We start from the raw sequence: 19766 nt of genomic DNA, 5'->3' as shown, positions 1-19766 counted from the left end.
GCTAACCTGTAAAATATCTTAAGCCATAAAACCCAGGTTTGAATGAGTAAAATTACGGATGTTCGGGAACACGTATTCCAGTGCAGCGTTATCACTCACGCCCATCCAATGCGCTAGTGTTGAACCAACTTGATCAGCGGCAATTTTGGGTATGAGTCGGCCTTGAGAGTAATCATCGTTTCCGCCCAGTATTAGTTCCGGCCATGTACCGATAGGTTGTTTCCCATTTACCGCGCCTCCAATTAATAGTTGATGGCCACCCCAGCCATGATCGGTACCATTTCCGTTGCTCATCATCCGTCGACCGAAGTCAGACATAGTGAAAGAGGTGACTTGCTTGTTTAGCCCTAACCGTTCGACCGCACGATACATTGCTAAAAGGTTTGTCGCGAGATCCTCAAGTAACACTGGATGACGTGCCAGTTGCGAATCGTGTAGGTCATACCCAGAGTGTTTAACGAAAAAGACTTGTCGTTGCTGCTTCAGGACATCTTGGCTTGCTATCAATTTGTACACGGTTTGCATCTGCTTGCCGAGCGTCGACGACGTAAACAGCGGCTCGTCAGCAATGTGGTTGAGTTGCTCGCTCAGTACACTGCTCATTACCATCGACTCATCAACCATCAAATTAAAATGACCATTAAATGGATTGTCAGTTTGATGAGAGAGAAGGCGATCATAGATACCTTTGTATAAAGGGTTATCAATCGCGGTAAGCTGAACCGCGCGATCTTTTTTCAGGACGGTTTGGCGGTGTTCCATTGCCCGTAACCAAAGCGAGTTGCCATGCACACTGTATAGCGGTGTTATTTCTGATTCAGAGTTTAATACATCCAACATTCTGCCAGCCCAACCAAGATTTTTAGACTCGCTCATTCCACCAAGTAACCAAGCGTCTGTTTGAGAATTATGAGAAAACAGTTGCTCGGGAAGTGATGCTTCACCTTGCTCAATAGCTTGTTTGGTGACGGGATGGTTGAGAATGCCACTATTGAGCACGATGCTGGCATCGCCTTGTTCGAAAACGGAAGTTAACGCATTTAACTTTGGGTGTAAGCCGAGCTTCACTGGGTGATTTGAGCTATCGACAGCACTTAAATTGATAGGGAGTATGTCTTCTTTGGCGACAGAGAGTGGCCCTCTGACTTTGGAATATTGACGATAGTGCGCCTCCGATAATGGCAGTATGGTGTTGAATGCATCGTTTCCGCCTGCTAAATACACACATATTAATGCTCGAAAGTCATTGGATGGCGCTGCGAGAGAGTAACCTGGCAGACTAAGAGAGGCTAGTGCGCCCATCGATAGCGTGCTTTGTATAAAATGTCGTCGTGAAATATCCATAATTCACTCCTAATCCTGAATATAGAATTCGTCGCCAGAAATGGCGGTAAATATCACTAGAGCGAGTTTTGTTGTTGGCACATAGTCCCCACGATAATCATTCAGGGCGGTGAGCATGAGCTCTTTCAATTCAGCAGAAGCCGTTCCAGCAAAGAAACGCTCGTTAACCAATTCGACTAAGGCACGGTGATCGTCCAGAAGAAGATAAAACTCGTTAAGATCGAAGTGGTAGGAATCACCACCTCCTCTACGAGTGCTGGTTAACATATAGTTGACCAAATCGGTATAAACAGACCAATTGAGAAGTTCATACTCTGGAGAGTTAATACCAGACTCCGTAAACTCGTTAGACGGCTGATAGTCTGGAGAGTAAAAATTAAACACGGAAGGAGAACGAAGCGGCCCTTGATTAGCGATGTTCATCATCTTTGTTGCGTCTTCGTAACGTGATCCTTTAACCGTAAAACCTGATGCTCGATGAAAATTAGTCAGGACCAGTATCGGTTCTTTCACTTTTATAGGCGGGGTATCCGTCATCCCTAATGCTTCAGGGTCGAGCAATATGGCTCGAACAACGGCGGTTAGATCGCCTTTTTCTCCTTCCCCATTGTTGTTAAATATCGTAGCAACACGCGCGACGTACTCTGGGCTTGGATTTGAACTGACCAAACGTTGGATAAGTAACTTTGAAACAAATGGAGCAACATTTGGGTGAGACATCAACATATCAATCACTTTTGAAAGCTCTTCTTGTGCGGTTAGACCCGATGGGATCACGTTCCCTAGAAATCGCTTCTCGCCGGTGTCGTGTCTTTGACTGATAACTCGCATCGGTTTCACGAATGCGATGTCGGAATTTTTCCATCCAGTTAATGCTCGCGCGAGCTCTTGAATATCAGTTTGATTGTACGTGGGGATAGGTTTGCCTGTTGCGTGGTTTAGTTTTTTACTGCCATCTAAATTGAGTTCATACAAACCGATAGTGAATAACTGCATTAACTCTCGAGCAAAGTTCTCATCGGGAAGCGTTCCTGTCGTACTATTTTCTTTTGCACTACCGAGCATAGATAAATAGCTTCCCATGACTGGATGGATGGAAACGTCGTACAACAGGTCTCGGTAGTTGCCAAACGCATGTTCAACCAACAGATCGTAGTAATTCACCAACCCTGTAGGTTTGCTGGAAAGAACGCCGCCATAACGAGAAACGACTACGATCTGACTCAATGCATAAGCCGTTCGCTGCCTAAGCTGATCTTCAGCAGTAACAACAATTTGATACCAAGCATTTTCTCGGTTTGACTGTAGGCCTTTAGAAAAAGGCGTTTGATAAAGTGGTTGATGGTAGGTTGCTGGCAGGTTGATTTGTTTCTGTATCCAATCCTCTAACCCGTTTTCCCTAACCTCATTAATTAACGCAGGTGTTGGTCCAAAAGAGGTTTGATAGAGAAAACGCGCAACGGTTTGATCGGATGGGGATTGCTGTATTTGTGCTGATACATTAGACACATGGCTCAACAATAAGATAGCCAATCCTAGTACCCAAGCAGAGATTTTATTTAGCTTCTGACGTCTCATAGTTAACTCGCTTACCCGAAGTAACGATTTAAGTCCATTTAACGGGAGTTATTAAGCTCTTTTGAGCTGTTTAGTAAATTTATGAAAATCAAGCAGCTGCATAGGCGAGTATAGTAGCTATAAGTGGTGAACAAAAAACTCAAACGGTGAATTTGGTACTATAGTGCTAGAAGTTTTTGATGCTATTTTTTCTAAGATACTGATATTAAATATGGCCAATGAAGAGTGACAAGCAGAGATATCGCAATGGATATAGAAGGGGGACAGCTAAAGTACTGTTAACAAGAGATTGGTATGTTTGTTAAGGCTTAAGTTAGTTTCAAGAAATTATTGAGCCAATAAATAAAGTCCATTGGTTTACACAAGAGAAAACCACACGGATGTTCTCTTGTACAAAGCAACAAAGGTTATTTTCGGGCAAGCTTATGGTGAGCACGAGAGAAGTGATCGGCACAAAATGCGCCCACAATCGAGAGTTCGCCAGCTAGACAAAGCGAAGCTGCGACTTCGGCTAACGCTTTCGCATTGCCGTTGCCGTGCAAACCCAAAATATCCAAACATGCTTTTTGCGTTGGAAGGCCAGTACCACCGCCAACCGTTCCCACCATGATGTTTGGCAAGGTCACGCACGCGTACAAGTTGCCTTGAGCGTCCACATCCATACGAGTGATTCCAATGGCAGACTCTGCAACGCAAGCGGCATCTTGACCACAAGCAATGTACAGCGCGGCAAGGGCGTTTGCGTAATGCGCGTTGACGCCAATTGTCCCGCTGAGTAAACCGCCCACTGTGGTCATTTTGCCAAATTGAACCATAGACTCCGGCGTCGTATGCAGATATTTTTCCACCAACTCAGCAGGAATGGTCACTTCGGCGGATACTTTCTTACCGCGTACCGAGCGCAGTGTGTGTGCGTTTGGTTTTTTGTCGCCTGATAAGTTGCCATCCAAGAATGCTTGAGTTGGTTTGATTGGGCTGGTCGCCAAAATATGATGGAACACTTCGTTTGTTGCGATGGTCACCATGTTTTGTCCGGAAGCGTCACCAGTCACGTATTCAAAGACCAAATAAACATGGTTTCCTTCGATATTTACATTGATGTCTTTGAGTTTGCCATGTGAGGTGGTGGATTCCGCAATTTGACGAAATACGTCAAACTGGGTCACAACCCAACTGACGAACTGGCCGGCGTCAGCAAGGTGATTAAAGGCGAATACTGGTGTTCGGCTCACCCCTTCACTTAGTAACAATGCGCTCGCGCCACCAGCGGCGGTGATAAGATTTGCGCCACGGTTGTAGGAAGCGACTAACGCGGCTTCTGTCGTTGCGAGCGGAACCAAAAAGTCATCGTTCGCATACAAACCGTTGACGCGTAAAGGACCTGCGATGCCGACCGGCACATTGACAGTACCAATGAAGTGCTCGATGTTGTTGGAGTAAGCGTCGCAATGTGACTGTGTGAAAGGATCAAGAAGATGATCTTTATTGGTCACTTGTTCCAATACTTGCCAACGGCGCGCCAAATGCTTATCCGATAGGCCAGGGCTTAAGCAGAGACGTTTCTCTGGCTTGTGAAACTTCGGTTCTAATGCCGATTGAATCTTACTGCTGGTTTCGATATCGGAAAGGGCGGAGCTTTGAACAGGGTTATCTTGGTTTAACTTCGGCATACAAACGTTAACTGAAAAATCGAACCAGAGATTGTAGTGATTGGGGCTTTGATTACAACGTTGATTATACGTTTTGCAACAAATACCACTGTGCAAGCGCCTTTATTATCCAAGTGATTTTATATTGGAGCGGCGAATTTACCGGAAATAAATGGGTTTTGACAATGAATGTTGCAGTAAATGGCAGAGCCGGGAGGTTATGGCTCTTAGAGAAACTGGCCTGTAGGTGTTTGGATTCGGCAAGGTGTAAGCATGAGTGCCTTAAAAGCGGAATGGTTCAATCTATGAAAGGAATAAATTGTCTAACCCAGTCCCTTGGGTCAGACGTTAGTTTGAATCAGTTATTCAAAAACTAGTTGAAGGCGCGAGCCACACGTCCCGCACTTTGAATACGGTAATGGCCAACGTAAGCAGGAACAAATACAGATTGTCCTTTCGCAGCGGTTAACGTCTCACCGTTATCACTGATGAGTGTCAGGTCGGCATCAATCGCCATCAAAATCTCTGCGCTGTTTGCCTCAACCACTTCATTGTTCGGTTGGTTAAGAATGCTGAAACTAAAGTCTGCCACTGGGACCGGATAAAGGCTTTGGCAACCATTGGCATTGGGTTTAAGAACAAGGCTGTTAAACGGCTTAGGCACAAAATCTGTGCATTTAACCAGTTCTTCAACATCCATGTGTTTCGGCGTGAGTCCTGCACGCAAAACATTATCTGAGTTCGCCATGATCTCTAATCCCGTTCCTTTAATGTAAGCGTGTGGCGTTCTTGCGCTCAGGAACATCGCTTCGCCAGGTTGCAGCGTGATGACATTCAACAGTAATGGCGCAAACAAGCCGACATCGCCGGGGTATTGAGTGGATAGATCCAAGATGAGCTGGAAAACGTCGTTGTCAGTGCCTTGCTCTGATTGACGTGAAGCGTGGGCAAGAAGCTGTTTCAGTGCACGCGCTTTTGTTTCTCCTTCCATGGTCAGAATGTGCACAAAGAAATCGCGTAAACCTTGTGAGTTGATTTCGCGTTTGAATGCATCTAGCGGTGCGCGTAGCTCATCGATATCGCAAAGGCTAAATGCCTCAATAATCTCGGCATACGAGCGAAAACCGTTCATGGCTTGGTAACTTGTCAGCGCGTACACCAACTCAGGTTTGTGGTTTGGATCCTTGTAGTTACGATGGCTTGCGTTTAGTGGGATCCCGGCACTTTGTTCTTTTTCGAAGCCTATTTCGGCATCTTGTTTGCTTGGGTGAACTTGAATCGACAGTGCATGTTCGGCCGCTAAGATTTTAAACAGAAAGGGCAGGTCTCCAAATTTTGCTGCGGTTTCTGCTGATAAATAAGCGGGTTGGTTTTGTTTGATCAGTTCAGACAAAGGCAGCGTGTTTTGCTCAACCTGAACTTCAGAGCAGCCGTTTGGGTGAGTACCCATCCATACTTCTGCTTGAGGCTCATTCGTTTCGTTAGAAAAGCCAAACAAATCGTGAATAGAAGAGGTGCTTCCCCAAGCGTAGTTTTGGATTTTGTTGTTCATTTGAAAGAAGCTATGCGATGAAATAGTGTTCAAATTCATGAATTTTTCCCATAGTTAACCCTCCGAACTGAATCGGAAGAAAAATTGAGCAGAGATACGTTAAATAAGGAGGGCGAGCGCGGTTAGGTCACTCGCCAATTTGCCCGAGGGCGATAAGTCGATTTACAACCGAGGTTTTGGTTCGAGTGGTTTTCGTGAAGGTTGCGCTTGCAAAAATGGCAGCAACAAAAGGCCAATGACGGCTGCACAAACTGAAATGGTGATGAAGAAACCTGTCCAATGATATTCTTCAAGAATTAATGCCAGTGGATAGCCAGACAATGCAGCGCCCATGTAGGCGAACAAGCCCACGAATCCTGTTGCCGCGCCGGCAGAATCTTTGTGAGAGCACTCAGCCGCCGCCATACCGATCAGCATTTGTGGCCCAAAGACAAAGAAGCCGATGGAGAACAATCCCGCTGCTTGGAATGCAAAGTTGGTCAGAGGCATTAGCCAAAGCGCAGAGACAGATAAGAAAATCCCAATCGCGAACAGCAAGTTCATTGGTCCACGGTTACCGCCAAAGAGTTTGTCTGAGCCCCAACCCGCAACCAATGAACCAACAAAACCGCCGATTTCAAACATCGACAGAGCAGCGTTGGCATTAATCAGGCTATAGTGATGCTGCTCGGTCAAGTACAGGTTTCCCCAGTCATTGATTGCGGTTCGGACGATGTAAACCAACACATAACTGAACGCGAGCAGCCAGATGTATTTGTTGTTAAATACGTACGATTTCAGAATTTCGCGGTAGGTGAGGCCACGTCCGTAATTTTCTTGCGCAAGTTCTAGTGCGTCGTTGCGCCATTGGCCGACACTTGGTAAACCCATTGTTGTGGGTTTGTCGCGCAATCGCCAACAAACGAATAGACCGAGTAATACCCCGATGATGCCGGGTAGAATAAAACCTTCACGCCAGCTGTAGTGCAACGTTAAATAGCCCACCAAAATAGGGATCAGCGCGCCACCAACGTTGTGTGCGGTGTTCCAAATCGCCCATAAGAAGCCACGCTCGGAGCGTGAATACCAAGTGGTTAACAGCTTGGAGCATGAAGGCCAGCCCCAGCCTTGGAACCAGGCGTTTAAGATCCACAGAGTAATGAAAGCCGCGAGTGAGCTAGAAAAACCGAACGCGATATTGACCAGACCTGTCGCAATCAATCCTAATCCCATGAAATAACGAGGATTAGAGCGATCCGAAATCATGCCAGAAATAAACTTCGAACAGCCGTAAGTAATGTAGAAAAGTGTACCGATAAGACCCAAATCGCCTTTATCTAAGCCAAGATCGGTAATCATCGCTGGTGCGGCGTAGTTAAAGGTCTTACGGGTAAAGTAGAAACCTGCGTAGCCGATGTACATCCCCAACATAATGTGCAAACGCCAATGGTGGTAACGCTGGTCGATTTGCTCGTTGCTCAGGCTCGGTTGAGTAAATTTAGGTGAACGTAAAAATCCAAACATCTTGAGTTACACCTTAGGTAAAGTAATGCTGATTTGTGTGCCGATCACTTGATCGCTGGTGGAGTAGATAACCATTTTTCCACCTAACGCGTGCACACGTTCTTGCATGCCGCGAACGCCCATGCCTTTCATGCTGTCCTGAACTTTGAAGCCGACACCATCATCGTGAATCATCAGTGACACCGCCGTTTCTCCAATTGTCAGCTCAATATTGATCAACTGCGCTTCTGCGTACTTGGCTGCGTTATTTAATGACTCTTGGCATAAACGGAATAGGGTGACTTTGAGTGTGTCACTCAGGCTGGTGTAATCGCCTTGCCAGTTCAGTTGAACATTCGTTCCGTGATTGGCGAATTCCATCTCTCGCGTCAGTTGCTCGACGGATTCTTTCAAGTCCAAATCATCCAGCATTTTTGGTCTTAGCTTGCTTAACAGTCGCTTAGTGGTGTCGTACACGTTGAGGGAAAGCCCTTCGATCATGTCGGCGCAACCCACGCTTGTTTCGGCGTTATTTACCCGCTTAATGATGTTGGCTTGTGTGCGGATCGCCGTGATGTTCTGTCCAATTTCGTCATGTAGCTCGCGCGCAATATCGCGTCTTACCGATTCTTCCGCTTTGATAAGCTGGCGAGACAAATTCTGATTGCGTGCAAGCTCGCCGCGCAGTTTGTGATTGAGGTCTTTTTGTTTCTGAACCCCTAAACCGAGCATAATGCCAGTAATGGTTTGCGCCGAGAGAGATAATAACAAATCGGTGATTTCTAGATTCGATACGCCGCTACGAGCCGCAATCAGCGCTATGCTGTTGAGCATGGTGGCGAGCAGAGCACCTTGCCAACCGTAACGCAGAGCAAGCACGATGATTGGAATCGCCATACAAAACGGCGCAAATCGTTTTAGCTCTTCAGGTAAACTGGTTTGCACCAAAATACTGCCGATCAAAAGCAGCGCATAAAGCACGATATGACGCACCTGAAATACGACGGCATTACTAAGTAGGAGAGAGCTAAGCGGAGACCAACGACTTTGGAACAAATAGCTCCACAACAGGTAGCACATAGGCACCACGAGCAAGCCTCCAGAAATGCTAGCCAGCCATACCATGTAAACAGAAGGCACGTGAAATCCGACCGCCATTACGTTGATGAAGGCGGTAATGATGATCACAATGCCCATGACGGCTAAGTGGCGGTTTTGGTCTCCGTAGTAGTATTTTTTCGCAATCAGAGTGACCGGGATACTGGCAATGCTCGCAATCAGCACGGTAAGCCACTGCGGTTGACCCAGTAACATTGCAAGTGCGATGGAAAGTCCCCACTCCGAAAGGTAAATCGTCGGCCAATAAGCGGTGCGAGTGTGTAGGGCGACACCTAATCTTAAAGCGAAAGGAAACAATAAGATCGCCAGTTCGGGATCATTGACAAAGTAATAGGCAATCACCCATAAGCAGAACCAGGCGCAAGCCATAACAAATAGTCCGCAAATGGTGGTAACAGCGCAAGCTCGCATTAAAAGGACTCTTGAGAAAATAGTTTGGCGAGCTCAACGTTGTTTTTCACGCCGAGTTTGTCGATGGCATTCGCACGATGCACATGCACGGTCTTGTGGCTCAAGCCAAGCTCTGCCGCGACAGACTTTACATCCAACCCGGTCGCAAGTAGCTGACATACCTCGTTTTCACGTTTTGTCAGTTGGCATAGAGAGGTGGTGTTGTCGCTAGGCGTTGCAAGTTTAAGTGCAATATCTGATGTGAGGTAACAGCCGCCAGAAGCACTGGTTCTCACGGCTTGAATAAGTTCGTCTGGGCTACAGCGTTTACTAAGATAGCCTTTTGCACCTAGCTTTAGTGATTTTTCCACCATCGCAGGGGAGTCATGCACGCTAAGCATCACGCAGGCAATGCCAGTTGGTATTTCGCTAAGAAAGTTTAAGCCGCTTTCATCTGGCATGGAGATATCTAGGATGACGACATGAGGGTGTACCGCAGGCAAGCCTTTGCGCGCTTCGGCGACAGAGCCGAATTCACCGACAACGGTAATATCACTTTCTAAATTTAATAATTGTGCGAAACCTGAACGCACGATGACGTGATCATCAACTAGAGCAACATGAATCATTATTACAACCAAATAGAGCAGACGACTAACAACAATAAGCTCCAACAGGAGCCAATAGAAAAACCTTTAATGATACTGAATTGATCAACTCATTTTAATGATCTTGCGCGCTTTACCGAAGTAAAGCGCGCAGAGAAGTTAGGCTTGGTTTTGTGCAAGTTGAAGCTTCTTCGCGTGTCGAATCTTCTTCTCTTCCGCGATAGCGACGAAAGCAAGCAAAACAATACAAATCATGGCGGAGGTATCTAGAGCTGCGAAGGTACCTTTCCAACCTGTTAAGCCGAAGATAGGTGTACCGTCTGCAATCATACCGAGACCAAGTTTCGCGAAGCTGTCACCGATTAGGTAAGCGAATGTACCTTTTACGCCGTCAGCCACACTGATTGCTTTTTTAGGGACAAAACCAACCGCGGCAACACCGATAAGAAGTTGCGGACCAAACACCAAGAAGCCCAATACAAATAGTGAGGCTAAGTACATGAACTCGCTAGTGGCGTGTTGGTAGAACTCAAGCGATACGATGATCAAACCAAGAGACACACAAGCAACCAATGCGCGGCGACCGTTTGCTAAGTCAGATAAGTAACCCCACATCAAAGTACCCACAAGCGCACCGACTTCGAATAGAGTAAAGCCAGAGATTGCCGTTTCTTTTGACAGACCAAGTTCTTGGTACGCGTATACCGTTGACCATTGGTCGATACCGATACGAACGATGTAAAGGAAGATGTTGGCAAAGCAAAGTAGCCAGATAACTTTGTTTTTAAGAACGTATTCAACAAAGATTTCTTTTTTGGTCATCTGGTTTTCTTCAGCGGCGGTGTCTTCTTCACTCACTGCTTCATCGAAAAGTTCTTCTACTTTACCTAGACCGTAAGCTTCTGGAGAGTCGCTACCAAAGCGCATACCGATAAAACCAACGATGATCGCGATGATAGAAGGGAACACGAACATGCCGATTACGTGTCCGTCGAATAGGTAGTTGGCACCGAAAAGAGCAACACCCGCTGCGCCCGCACCACCAACGTTGTGTGACATGTTCCACAAGCCTAGGTAAGAGCCGCGTTTGTTACGAGGTGTCCATTTTGTAATGGTTGAGTAACTAGAAGGGCCACCAGTACTTTGGAAGAAACCACTCAGAGCGTAGAAAGCCACCATCAAGAACAGGCTTGCACTACCGCCGCCCATGCTGAAGCTGAAACCAAGCATTGCAAGACCAGAAAGGATCAGCATAAAAGGGAGGAATTGCTTGGTGTTCTTACCGTCAGCGTAGTAAGAGACAACGGTTTTACCGATGCCGTATGTGATGGAGAAGCCAAGGCCAATAAGACCTAGGTCTGTCATGCTCAAACCGTAAGTTGAGATCATGTCGTTTTGCGCGACATTGAAGTTCTTACGAATCAAGTACATGGTTAGGTAGCCGATAAATACGACCAAGTAAGATTGGATGAACGGTTTAAACCACATCTTTCTTCTAACTTCGACAGGAAGATCGAGGGTCGGCTTCCGCACCTGTTCGAGGAATTTTAACATGATGAACTCTCTTGTAATTGTTTTAGAAACACAACGGCGACCGTTATGTGCTCTTGTTACCTTTGACTGAGCGGAATTCTAGAGAGTGGTTTTGTGAGGCACATGAGATGGTTGCCTAGATCGGCTAGGAAAAATTCCTAGAAATGCCTAGGAAGGCGGAAAAGCGTGAAAAGAGTCACACAAAATCCTTACTAATTTATGGGTTTTTGACAGGGTTCTTATCGGATTGGAAAGCGTTCAAATGCAAGCAGGTTAATATATGCAAGCTTAGTGCTGACAAGGGGTGAGCACGTTTGGTTGGAGAGAATAGTGTCTTGTCGCTAAGTATCAATTGGGAACGAGAAGCAAACAACAGAGACCCAGAGGTCTCTGTTAGAAATATTAGGGATTTGGCTAGGTTGACGTGTTAAGGCGCAGGGCTGTATAGACGTGGCGAGCCGTGTTTTGGTAAGTGAATTAGGTTCAAATGGTTTCTTCTTGCCCATTCGACAGTTAACGCTGTAGGTGCAGATAAGCAAACCAGAGTGGGGATACGCGCGCGAACGGCTTTGTGGATCAACTCTAAGCTGCAACGGCTTGTCATGATAGCGAAGCCACTTTGAGGCTCGATGTGATTGTTGGCCAATGCGCCAATCAACTTATCTAGCGCGTTGTGACGGCCGATGTCCTCTCGGCACAACTTGATGTTGCCTTGTAAATCTGCAAATAAAGCGGCGTGTAACGCGCCAGATTCACGTGCGGCTTCTTGATGCAGTGCGACTTTGTCTCGCAGCCCTTCAAATACATCGGAGCGCGGAGGAAGAGACGGTGTTAGCGGTGCCAAATCAGGCAAAGCTTGTTCCAGAGCCTCTACACCACAAATGCCGCATCCGGTTGTGCCGGCAAGATTTCGGCGCTGTGTTTTTAACGCCCAGAAAGCGCGGTTGCTGATTTCCACTTCCGCATAGTGAGATTCGTGATCGCCACCAATTTCAATGTCTTTAATCTCTTTGAAATCGTGGACGATGCCTGTGCTTAGGCTAAATCCTTTCACGAAGTCTTCCAGATGGCCTGGCGTCACCATCATGACCGCTTGGCTAATGCCGTTATAGCTGATAGCTAAGGCGGATTCACTCGCCAGCGACATTTGTTGCACTGGGCGGCCATCAATCAATTCTCGGTAATTGAACGCACTTGGTTGAGGTGGTGCTTGATTGAAATCGGACAGTTCAAAATAAGATTGAGTAGTACATCTCATGAAATCACCTCATAAGCCGTTATGTATGCCAAAAATTGACGTGTGGATTCTTGTTATCGATTGAATATGTTTTTTGCTTCTGCGAAGCACTGATCGGTTAGCGCGGAGAAGGGTTCTTGTTTTCGCTTTAACAAACCTAGCGGGGCGTGAACGGCGGCTTCTTCGATAGGGATAATGCGAAGCGTATCGTTCAACTCTTCCAATCCACAATTCAGCGGCATAATGGCGCAACAAAGGCCACTGGTTACTGCTTGGATCAAGTGAAAGGTGGAGTTACTTTCAATGACGGTTTGCGGAACCAGCCCTTTACTCACAAAGCTAAGATCAATGGAGTGGCGATAGTGCATGCCCTTCGAAAGCAGCCCTAGCGGAATGTTATTGAGTGACTCCCATAACACTTCAGATTCGGCAAAATCAAAATGACGCTCATCGAATAAAACGCCAAGTTTGGTTGAATCTAGCTCGATAACATCGAAGTAAGCGGTGTTAACTTGATCGACATAACACATCCCCAAATCAAGTTGATTTCGATTGAGTTGGTCTATGATCTGTTCGGTCGTCATGGAGAGTATTTGAAAGCGTAACTCAGGGAACTGTTGAGCTAATGGTTTGAGCAATTGCATAGGGTTTTGGCTGGCGAGTGGCACCATTCCAAGCCGAAGAGAGCCGACCAATTGACCACGGCAGTTGGCGGCTTCGGCTTGCAATCCATCATGAGCTGCTAAGACGGTTTTTGCCCAAGCCAAAATGCGTTCTCCGGCTTCAGTAAATCCTTCAAATCGTTGACTTCTTTGGATTAATTCGAGATCGAGCTCTTCCTCTAGGCTTCGGATCCTCATGGACAAGGTAGGCTGCGTAATGTGGCACAATGCGGCGGCTTGACCAAAGTGTTTGGTCTGTTCAAGTGCGATGAGATATTTAAGTTGTTTGATATCCATAATGGCTTGTTAACCTTGCGTTGTGAGTCACATGTACGGGGGAACTCCCTAAAAAGGGCACAGCACTACCGTACTTTTTAAGCGCTGGAGCGTTTTAACTGGGGAATGGAAAACCAAAACCAAGTCAAGAATAAAACCACACTCAAAATTGATCTGAATCAAGGCTATTCCTGATATTAATTAGGGTCAAATTTAAAGTATCTATAGTGTGATAGATACTATCTATTATCAAGAGTGCCGATTTTATTGAGTTCGTTAAGCGAACTAGGTGGAATCGGATGGGAAAACGATTAACCTCATAAATTGTATTGATTAAAAATGTGATGACCGTCAGTGGAAAAATTCGTCATAGATTTTGTTTATCACTCGGTCAGGATTATCAATTGGACGCATATTGAATAACGACTTAATCTTTGATTTAGATCAAGGCGCAACAATGCGAATTGAATCTAACAGTCTTAGAAACAGTAGGCGGGTATCCGATATCAAGAATCTAGATAAGTAAACGCTCGGACAAGCGAGAGCATGTTGAGTGGTTACTTATTTGGATTAAAAAATACATGGATTAGAAACTAAGCCCTTCAATACTTCCGCATTATCTCAATAAATAACGCGCTTGTTTTCACGGGCACCCTGCTTGCTGGTATATCTGCGAGGAGTAAAGTCGTGAGCCAAAAAGAACAAATAAAAACATACAAAGGTCCAGCTGGTGGTTGGGGTGCACTGAAAGCCGTAACCAGAAGTTGGTGGGGCAGTGAAAATGCAGTTAAAAACATTCGCACTATGCTCAAAACCAACCAAAATGGCGGTTTCGACTGTCCGGGATGTGCATGGGGTGAGTCGCCAGATAGTGGTAAAGTCAATTTCTGTGAGAATGGCGCGAAAGCGGTAAACTGGGAGGCGACCAATCGTCTGGTTGATCCTGAGTTTTTTGCCAATCACAGCGCTTCTTCTCTCTCAACTCAAACCGATTACTGGTTGGAATACCAAGGCCGTATCACGCACCCAATGCGATACGATGCTGAATCCGATCATTACGTGCCAGTCTCTTGGGATGAGGCTTTTGCACTTGTCGCGAAACATCTCAATCAATTGGATTCGCCACACCAAGCTGAGTTTTATACCTCTGGTCGTGCAAGCAACGAAGCGGCGTTTTTGTATCAGCTATTTGTGCGCGCATTCGGTACCAACAACTTCCCAGATTGTTCCAACATGTGTCACGAAGCCAGTGCAATAGGGATGAAAGACACCATTGGCGTTGGTAAAGGCACAGTGATCTTTGATGATTTTGAAGAAGCTGATGCGATTTTCGTGATTGGTCAAAACCCGGGTACGAACCACCCACGAATGCTTGAACCTCTGCGTGAAGCGGTAAAACGTGGAGCACAGGTTATCTGTCTAAACCCGCTGAAAGAGCGCGGATTAGAGCGTTTCCAAAACCCACAGATGCCGATTGAGATGTTGAGTAACGGTTCAGAGCCTACCAACACGGCGTACCTGCGTCCTGCTTTAGGTGGAGACATGGCAGTGTTTCGTGGCATCGCGAAATTCTTGTTGCAATGGGAACGCAAGGCATTGCAAAACGGTGGAAAAGCGGTATTTGATCGTGAATTCATCAAGCAACACACAACAGGTATTGATGAGTATTTGGCTGAAGTGGACGCAACCTCTTGGGAACACATCGCGGAACAATCGGGTCTTGATTTAAGTGAAATCGAGATGGTGGCGAGCATGTATCGACGTGCAGAACGTGTGATCATGTGTTGGGCGATGGGGTTGACTCAGCATCGTCACTCTGTGCCAACCATTAAAGAAGTCGCAAACGTGCAAATGTTACGAGGTAACGTTGGTAAGCCGGGAGCGGGGCTTTCACCAGTGCGTGGTCACAGTAACGTTCAGGGCGACCGTACGATGGGCATTGATGAAAAACCTTCAGATCTGTTGTTGGATCGCATTGAAAGTCGATTTAACTTTGACGTCCCGCGTGGTGAAGGCCACAACACTGTGCAAGCCATTAAAGCGATGGAAGAAGGGCAAGCGAAAGTATTTATCGGTTTGGGCGGCAACTTTGCACAAGCAACGCCAGACACAGAACGTACGCACAACGCGATGCGAAACTGTAATTTAACCGTACACATTTCGACGAAGTTAAATCGTTCTCACCTTGTCACAGGTAAAGATGCGCTTATTCTTCCATGCTTAGGCCGTACCGAGATTGATCAGCAAGCGACTGGCCCACAAGGCGTGACGGTTGAAGATACCTTCAGCATGGTACATATCTCATTTGGTCAGCTAAAACCGCGTTCGGAGCATTTGCGTTCAGAACCAGCGATTATTGCCGGTATTGCCAATGCTACACTCTGGGCAAAACCAATTGATTGGTTATGGGCGATTGAAGATTACGACCGTATTCGCGATTTGATTGCAGACACGATTCCGGGCTTTACCGACTTTAACCATAAGCTTAAACACCCGGGTGGATTCCACTTGGTAAACCCAGCTGCCGAGCGTCGATGGAATACACCAAGCGGCAAAGCACAGTTCAGCTCTAGCGAGTTGCCGAAGCAGTTGATCAGCGAAGCGATACTCGAAAAAGGCCAAAAGCCAGATTTGATCTTGCAAACCATGCGCTCACACGACCAATACAATACGACACTTTACGGCTTGAATGACCGTTATCGTGGAGTATTTGGTATGCGCGAAGTGCTGTTTATCAATGAAGCGGATATTCGTAAACTCGGTTTTGAACCGGGCGACAAAGTGGACATGGTGTCATTGTGGGAAGATGGCGTTGAGCGCCGTGTGAGCGGATTTACGCTTGTTGCCTATGATGTACCAGCAGGTCAGGCGGCGGCTTACTATCCAGAAACAAACCCATTAGTTCCTTTGGACAGTTATGGGGATAGAACGTTTACGCCAACCTCTAAGTTTATTGCGATAAAATTGGAAAAATCGACATCCGATAAGATCGCTTTGGTGGAAGCGGAATAGTGACCAAACCGGCACAACGACATTTCCGATAAGCAAACGGCTGATATTAATTATCAGCCGTTTTTAATTGCGCTCAGTCTGCATTTAGTGCGCATAGCTTGTGTATAATGTTAATGACATTATGCTGCTCGATAATAGACAGATAAGGCCGATTTGAATCTAATTTCAAGTAGTAAAACTAATAAGAAGATGCTTATGACCTTGAAAAATATAATTAAATTAACAATCAGTCACTTAGTGGCAGTTTCTATTGGCATTGCGATAGGTATCTATACTTTACCGATCCTTATTGCACCACCTGCGCCGACCGATGAACAAGTTGCTAAGAGCAAGCAAGGTGCAGAATACAGCGCAGTGTTTAAGAGGGAACTCAAAGGTAGCGACGCTTTTCATTGGGGAGAGGGAGAAATTCATTTGAGTTCTGAAGTCATTACGTTGGTAGGAAAACTCGCTCCCGGACCAGACTATAAACTCTATCTATCTCCTAAGTTTGTCGAAACGGAACAAGAGTTTAATGACCTTAAATCTGAGATGAGCTTAATTGGTGATGTCAAAACGTTCGATAACTTCGTTGTTGAGGTTCCTCAAAGCACTTCAATTTCTGAATACAATACGGTTGTTGTATGGTGCGAGACATTCGGTGAGTTCATTACTTCGGCAAAGTATCAATAAACCTTAGCAGTAGAGTGAAAGGCTTTTCTTTTCACTTTACGCTAGGATGTTGTTTCGCATAATTAAGAGGCAAAGACTCTTAAACACTCTAAATTTAAGAGCCTTTGTTTAGAGTTATTGACAGAACCATTCGACCTGTAAGTCGTTTGCACCTTTCAGGCTACGTTCTGGAAAAACAAGATTTCGAACTATTTAGAGTTATTCTCTGTTTGGCTTGTTTCGTTCGATGACGCTAATCGCAATGGCTAAAAATAGAATATCTTTTACTAAAAAGAAGTTTGTCACCAAAACCCCATCAGACACTTTCCATGTATTCGGTGTCGTAATTAGAAAGCTGAGTGTCGCAAGAAAAATAATTGCGGCGGCTATGCCAGAAAAATAAGCGACTCGTGTGTTTTTAAGGCCAACGATTAATCCAATAGCTACAATGATTTCTGTTGCGCCAATGATGTTTGATACGGCTTGAACTGACATCACATCATACAACCAACTCATCAGAAAATGATTTTCAACGAGCGGTTGTATAAGCTTGGCCTCTGTAGGTGTGAATTTATAAATACCAATCCATATTAGAACTAAAGAAACGCCGAAAACTCCGATAAGATATCCAATTGAGTCACATTGATGATGGCTTTTTACGTTTTGCATAATTAACTACATTCTCCTGTTTGTTAGCGCTTCCAACAAGACCTATAAGGTTGGTAGAAAATTTCATAGGTTTTTTTCGCTCAAACAACAGATATTAAAAATCACGTGATACAGAATTACGTGTTTGATAGAACTTAAGGATATTTCGTGGAAGTTAAAATTTTTCAGGTTGACTCGTTTACATCAGAGGTTTTCAAAGGTAATCCCGCGGGTGTTTGTATCACAGAGTCAAGCCTTGATGAGGAAACGATGTTGGCCATCGCGGCCGAGATGTCGTTATCTGAAACGGCATTTCTGTCACTCAGTACAATGCAACTTCGTTGGTTTACACCGAGGACGGAAGTTGCTTTGTGTGGACACGGCACACTTGCAACGGCGCACGTTCTGAAAGAGCAGGGGTTATATAATACTGGAGATACGATTGAGTTCGTTACGCTATCTGGGGTTTTAACTGCACAACTCGATCATGAAGAAATTCATTTGGTGTTTCCTGCTCCAACTTTAGATATGCGAGCTAGTATTAACAAAGACTTACTTCATGGTTTGGGGCTAGATGCCGCCAATGTAGTCGCCTACGGTCAGTTTGATAATAAGCAGTTGGTCGTCATTAATGATGAATTTGTGCTTGAACAGCTCGACCCTGATTTTGGTGCGCTGCTTAAACAAAAAGGCCGTGGCGTCGTCATCACTGCTCAATCAAGCACTGACGCCGATTTTGTCTCTCGATACTTCGCGCCTTGGGTAGGTGTTAATGAGGACCCAGTTACAGGCTCTGCACATTGCGCTTTATGTGTTTACTGGGCTAAAGAGCTCAACAAAAAGCAACTGAAAGGCTTCCAAGCCTCCAAGAGAAGTGGGGTCGTCCATACAGAGTTGTTAAGCACTGAGCACGTTAAGCTTTCTGGAAATGCAGTAACGATATTGCGAGGATATATGAGAATCGCGTAGCGGTCCTTGTGGGAATGATTTTATTTTCGTGTTACCCAATGCTCAATAGTGAAGACGCTTGAATGCTGCTTATTTAAGTGGCTGATTTTTTTTTGTAAAAACACCCCTGGCACGGTGGTGTATAACGATTGGAGAGTTATATGAAAACTATCGGCCTTCTAGGTGGTATGTGAATAGCCACCGACTTGATAGACACCTTTTAGTTAGGCAAAATGACTAAAAGAGAGGTGCTTATGAGCAGCAAAAGATATCCAGAAGAATTTAAAATTGAAGCGGTCAACCAAGTGATTCAGCATGGCTATGCCGTTAACGACGTTGCTGCTCGCTTGGTGATATCCAGTAAGACGCTTTATAACTGGGTATCAAAGTTCTCTAAGCCACCGACTCAGTGTAAACAAGATGGCGATCTTCTCACTGAAATTGCGCGCTTGAAGAAGCAACTCAAGCGAGCCGAGCAAGAAAGGTATATTTTAAAGGAAGCCGCAAGGTTGTTTGCCAACGAGTCAAAGAACGATACGCGTTCATAAAATCTCGCAGTCATCACTACCCCATCCGAGCGATGTGTCGCTGCTTAGGGCTACACCCTAGTGGTTATTACACATGGCTGAAAGAGCCACAAAGTAAGCAGTATATTGAAGAAAAAAGCTGTTGCTCAAAATCAAACAGCTTTGGCTTGAGGGTGGTGGTTTACATGGATACCGCAATCTTCACTTGGATTTAAAGGATGAGAAAATAGCCTGTGGGAGAAATCGAGTTCTGAGATTAAAGCAGAACGCTAACCTCAAAGTTTTACGAGGTTAGAAGCGTCCAAAAGTGGATTACTCCGGTCTTTAATAATGGCCTCAATAGAGAGTTTTAAGTGTTAGCGCCAAATCAGTGGTGGGTGAGCGATATCATTTATATCCACACGCACGAAGGATTTTTGTTCTTGGTGGTTGTAATGGATTTTTACGCTCGGCAAGTTGTCGGTTGGTCTATGTCACCAAGAATACGGAGGATCTTGTTTTATTAGCGATCACGATGGCATATTGGAACTGAAAGCATGAGTCGCCAACC

17 protein-coding genes are annotated in these 19766 nt (G+C 45.5%); 6 read left to right on the top strand and 11 right to left on the bottom strand.

Annotated elements, in window-relative coordinates; translation table 11 throughout:
• Positions 1–18 precede the first annotated feature (18 nt).
• The 10 genes from R7P74_RS03560 to R7P74_RS03515 all read right to left on the bottom strand — a co-directional run bounded on the left by R7P74_RS03560 (position 19) and on the right by R7P74_RS03515 (position 13451).
• Positions 19–1344, bottom strand: coding sequence for a DUF1501 domain-containing protein (locus tag R7P74_RS03560; protein WP_318122684.1), 1326 nt, complete (start codon positions 1342–1344; stop codon positions 19–21).
• A 9-nt stretch (positions 1345–1353) separates the two neighbouring features.
• Complete coding sequence (locus R7P74_RS03555) at positions 1354–2922, bottom strand: DUF1800 domain-containing protein (protein WP_318122683.1); 1569 nt, start codon at positions 2920–2922, stop codon at positions 1354–1356.
• A gap of 407 nt (positions 2923–3329) precedes the next feature.
• The gene (locus R7P74_RS03550) at positions 3330–4592 is read right to left on the bottom strand and encodes a hydroxymethylglutaryl-CoA reductase (RefSeq protein ID WP_225473099.1); all 1263 of its coding nucleotides are present in this window, start codon (positions 4590–4592) and stop codon (positions 3330–3332) included.
• Between the two features lie 352 nt (positions 4593–4944).
• Positions 4945–6162, bottom strand: a complete 1218-nt coding sequence (manA, locus tag R7P74_RS03545) for a mannose-6-phosphate isomerase, class I (RefSeq protein ID WP_262634096.1) — start codon at positions 6160–6162, stop codon at positions 4945–4947.
• A gap of 123 nt (positions 6163–6285) precedes the next feature.
• Positions 6286–7626, bottom strand: coding sequence for an MFS transporter (locus R7P74_RS03540; protein WP_262634095.1), 1341 nt, complete (start codon positions 7624–7626; stop codon positions 6286–6288).
• 6 nt (positions 7627–7632) lie between these two features.
• The gene (gene uhpB, locus R7P74_RS03535) at positions 7633–9135 is read right to left on the bottom strand and encodes a signal transduction histidine-protein kinase/phosphatase UhpB (protein ID WP_318122682.1); all 1503 of its coding nucleotides are present in this window, start codon (positions 9133–9135) and stop codon (positions 7633–7635) included.
• Positions 9135–9743, bottom strand: coding sequence for a transcriptional regulator UhpA (uhpA, locus tag R7P74_RS03530; protein ID WP_005376090.1), 609 nt, complete (start codon positions 9741–9743; stop codon positions 9135–9137). The genes uhpB and uhpA overlap by 1 nt, the downstream gene beginning before the upstream one ends.
• A gap of 138 nt (positions 9744–9881) precedes the next feature.
• Positions 9882–11276, bottom strand: a complete 1395-nt coding sequence (gene uhpT / locus R7P74_RS03525) for a hexose-6-phosphate:phosphate antiporter (RefSeq protein ID WP_021707729.1) — start codon at positions 11274–11276, stop codon at positions 9882–9884.
• A 406-nt stretch (positions 11277–11682) separates the two neighbouring features.
• On the bottom strand, positions 11683–12513 hold the full coding sequence (gene fdhD / locus R7P74_RS03520; RefSeq protein ID WP_017447522.1) for a formate dehydrogenase accessory sulfurtransferase FdhD: 831 nt from the start codon (positions 12511–12513) through the stop codon (positions 11683–11685).
• A 53-nt stretch (positions 12514–12566) separates the two neighbouring features.
• A complete protein-coding gene (locus tag R7P74_RS03515) occupies positions 12567–13451 on the bottom strand; it encodes a LysR family transcriptional regulator (protein WP_005460961.1) in 885 nt (294 codons plus the stop codon).
• 666 nt (positions 13452–14117) lie between these two features.
• Between R7P74_RS03515 and R7P74_RS03510 the strand changes: the two genes are divergently transcribed.
• Entirely contained in the window at positions 14118–16442 is a 2325-nt protein-coding gene (locus R7P74_RS03510; protein ID WP_318122681.1) for an FdhF/YdeP family oxidoreductase, read from the top strand.
• A 195-nt stretch (positions 16443–16637) separates the two neighbouring features.
• Positions 16638–17114, top strand: a complete 477-nt coding sequence (locus tag R7P74_RS03505) for a DM13 domain-containing protein (protein ID WP_005376099.1) — start codon at positions 16638–16640, stop codon at positions 17112–17114.
• A 198-nt stretch (positions 17115–17312) separates the two neighbouring features.
• Here R7P74_RS03505 and R7P74_RS03500 read toward each other — a convergent pair whose 3' ends face one another.
• Positions 17313–17762: a YkgB family protein gene (locus R7P74_RS03500; RefSeq protein ID WP_005376100.1), complete on the bottom strand. Its 450-nt coding sequence runs from the start codon at positions 17760–17762 to the stop codon at positions 17313–17315.
• 147 nt (positions 17763–17909) lie between these two features.
• Between R7P74_RS03500 and R7P74_RS03495 the strand changes: the two genes are divergently transcribed.
• The 4 genes from R7P74_RS03495 (at position 17910) to R7P74_RS29900 (ending at position 19722) form a co-directional block, all read left to right on the top strand.
• Positions 17910–18710: a PhzF family phenazine biosynthesis protein gene (locus R7P74_RS03495; protein WP_031781164.1), complete on the top strand. Its 801-nt coding sequence runs from the start codon at positions 17910–17912 to the stop codon at positions 18708–18710.
• A 233-nt stretch (positions 18711–18943) separates the two neighbouring features.
• Positions 18944–19237, top strand: coding sequence for a transposase (locus R7P74_RS03490; RefSeq protein WP_225473094.1), 294 nt, complete (start codon positions 18944–18946; stop codon positions 19235–19237).
• Positions 19238–19358: 121 nt separating this feature from the next.
• Positions 19359–19511 carry an IS3 family transposase gene (locus R7P74_RS29905; RefSeq protein ID WP_225473093.1) on the top strand — a complete coding sequence of 51 codons (153 nt, stop codon included), beginning with the start codon at positions 19359–19361 and terminating at the stop codon, positions 19509–19511.
• A gap of 58 nt (positions 19512–19569) precedes the next feature.
• Positions 19570–19722 (top strand): DDE-type integrase/transposase/recombinase, encoded by a 153-nt coding sequence (locus R7P74_RS29900; protein WP_390902713.1) that lies wholly within the window; start codon positions 19570–19572, stop codon positions 19720–19722.
• Positions 19723–19766: the final 44 nt, after the last annotated feature.

The organism is Vibrio sp. 2033 (assembly GCF_033339735.1).
The sequence above is the reverse complement of the archived record's forward strand: the minus strand, read 5'-3'. Positions and strand labels throughout refer to the sequence as shown.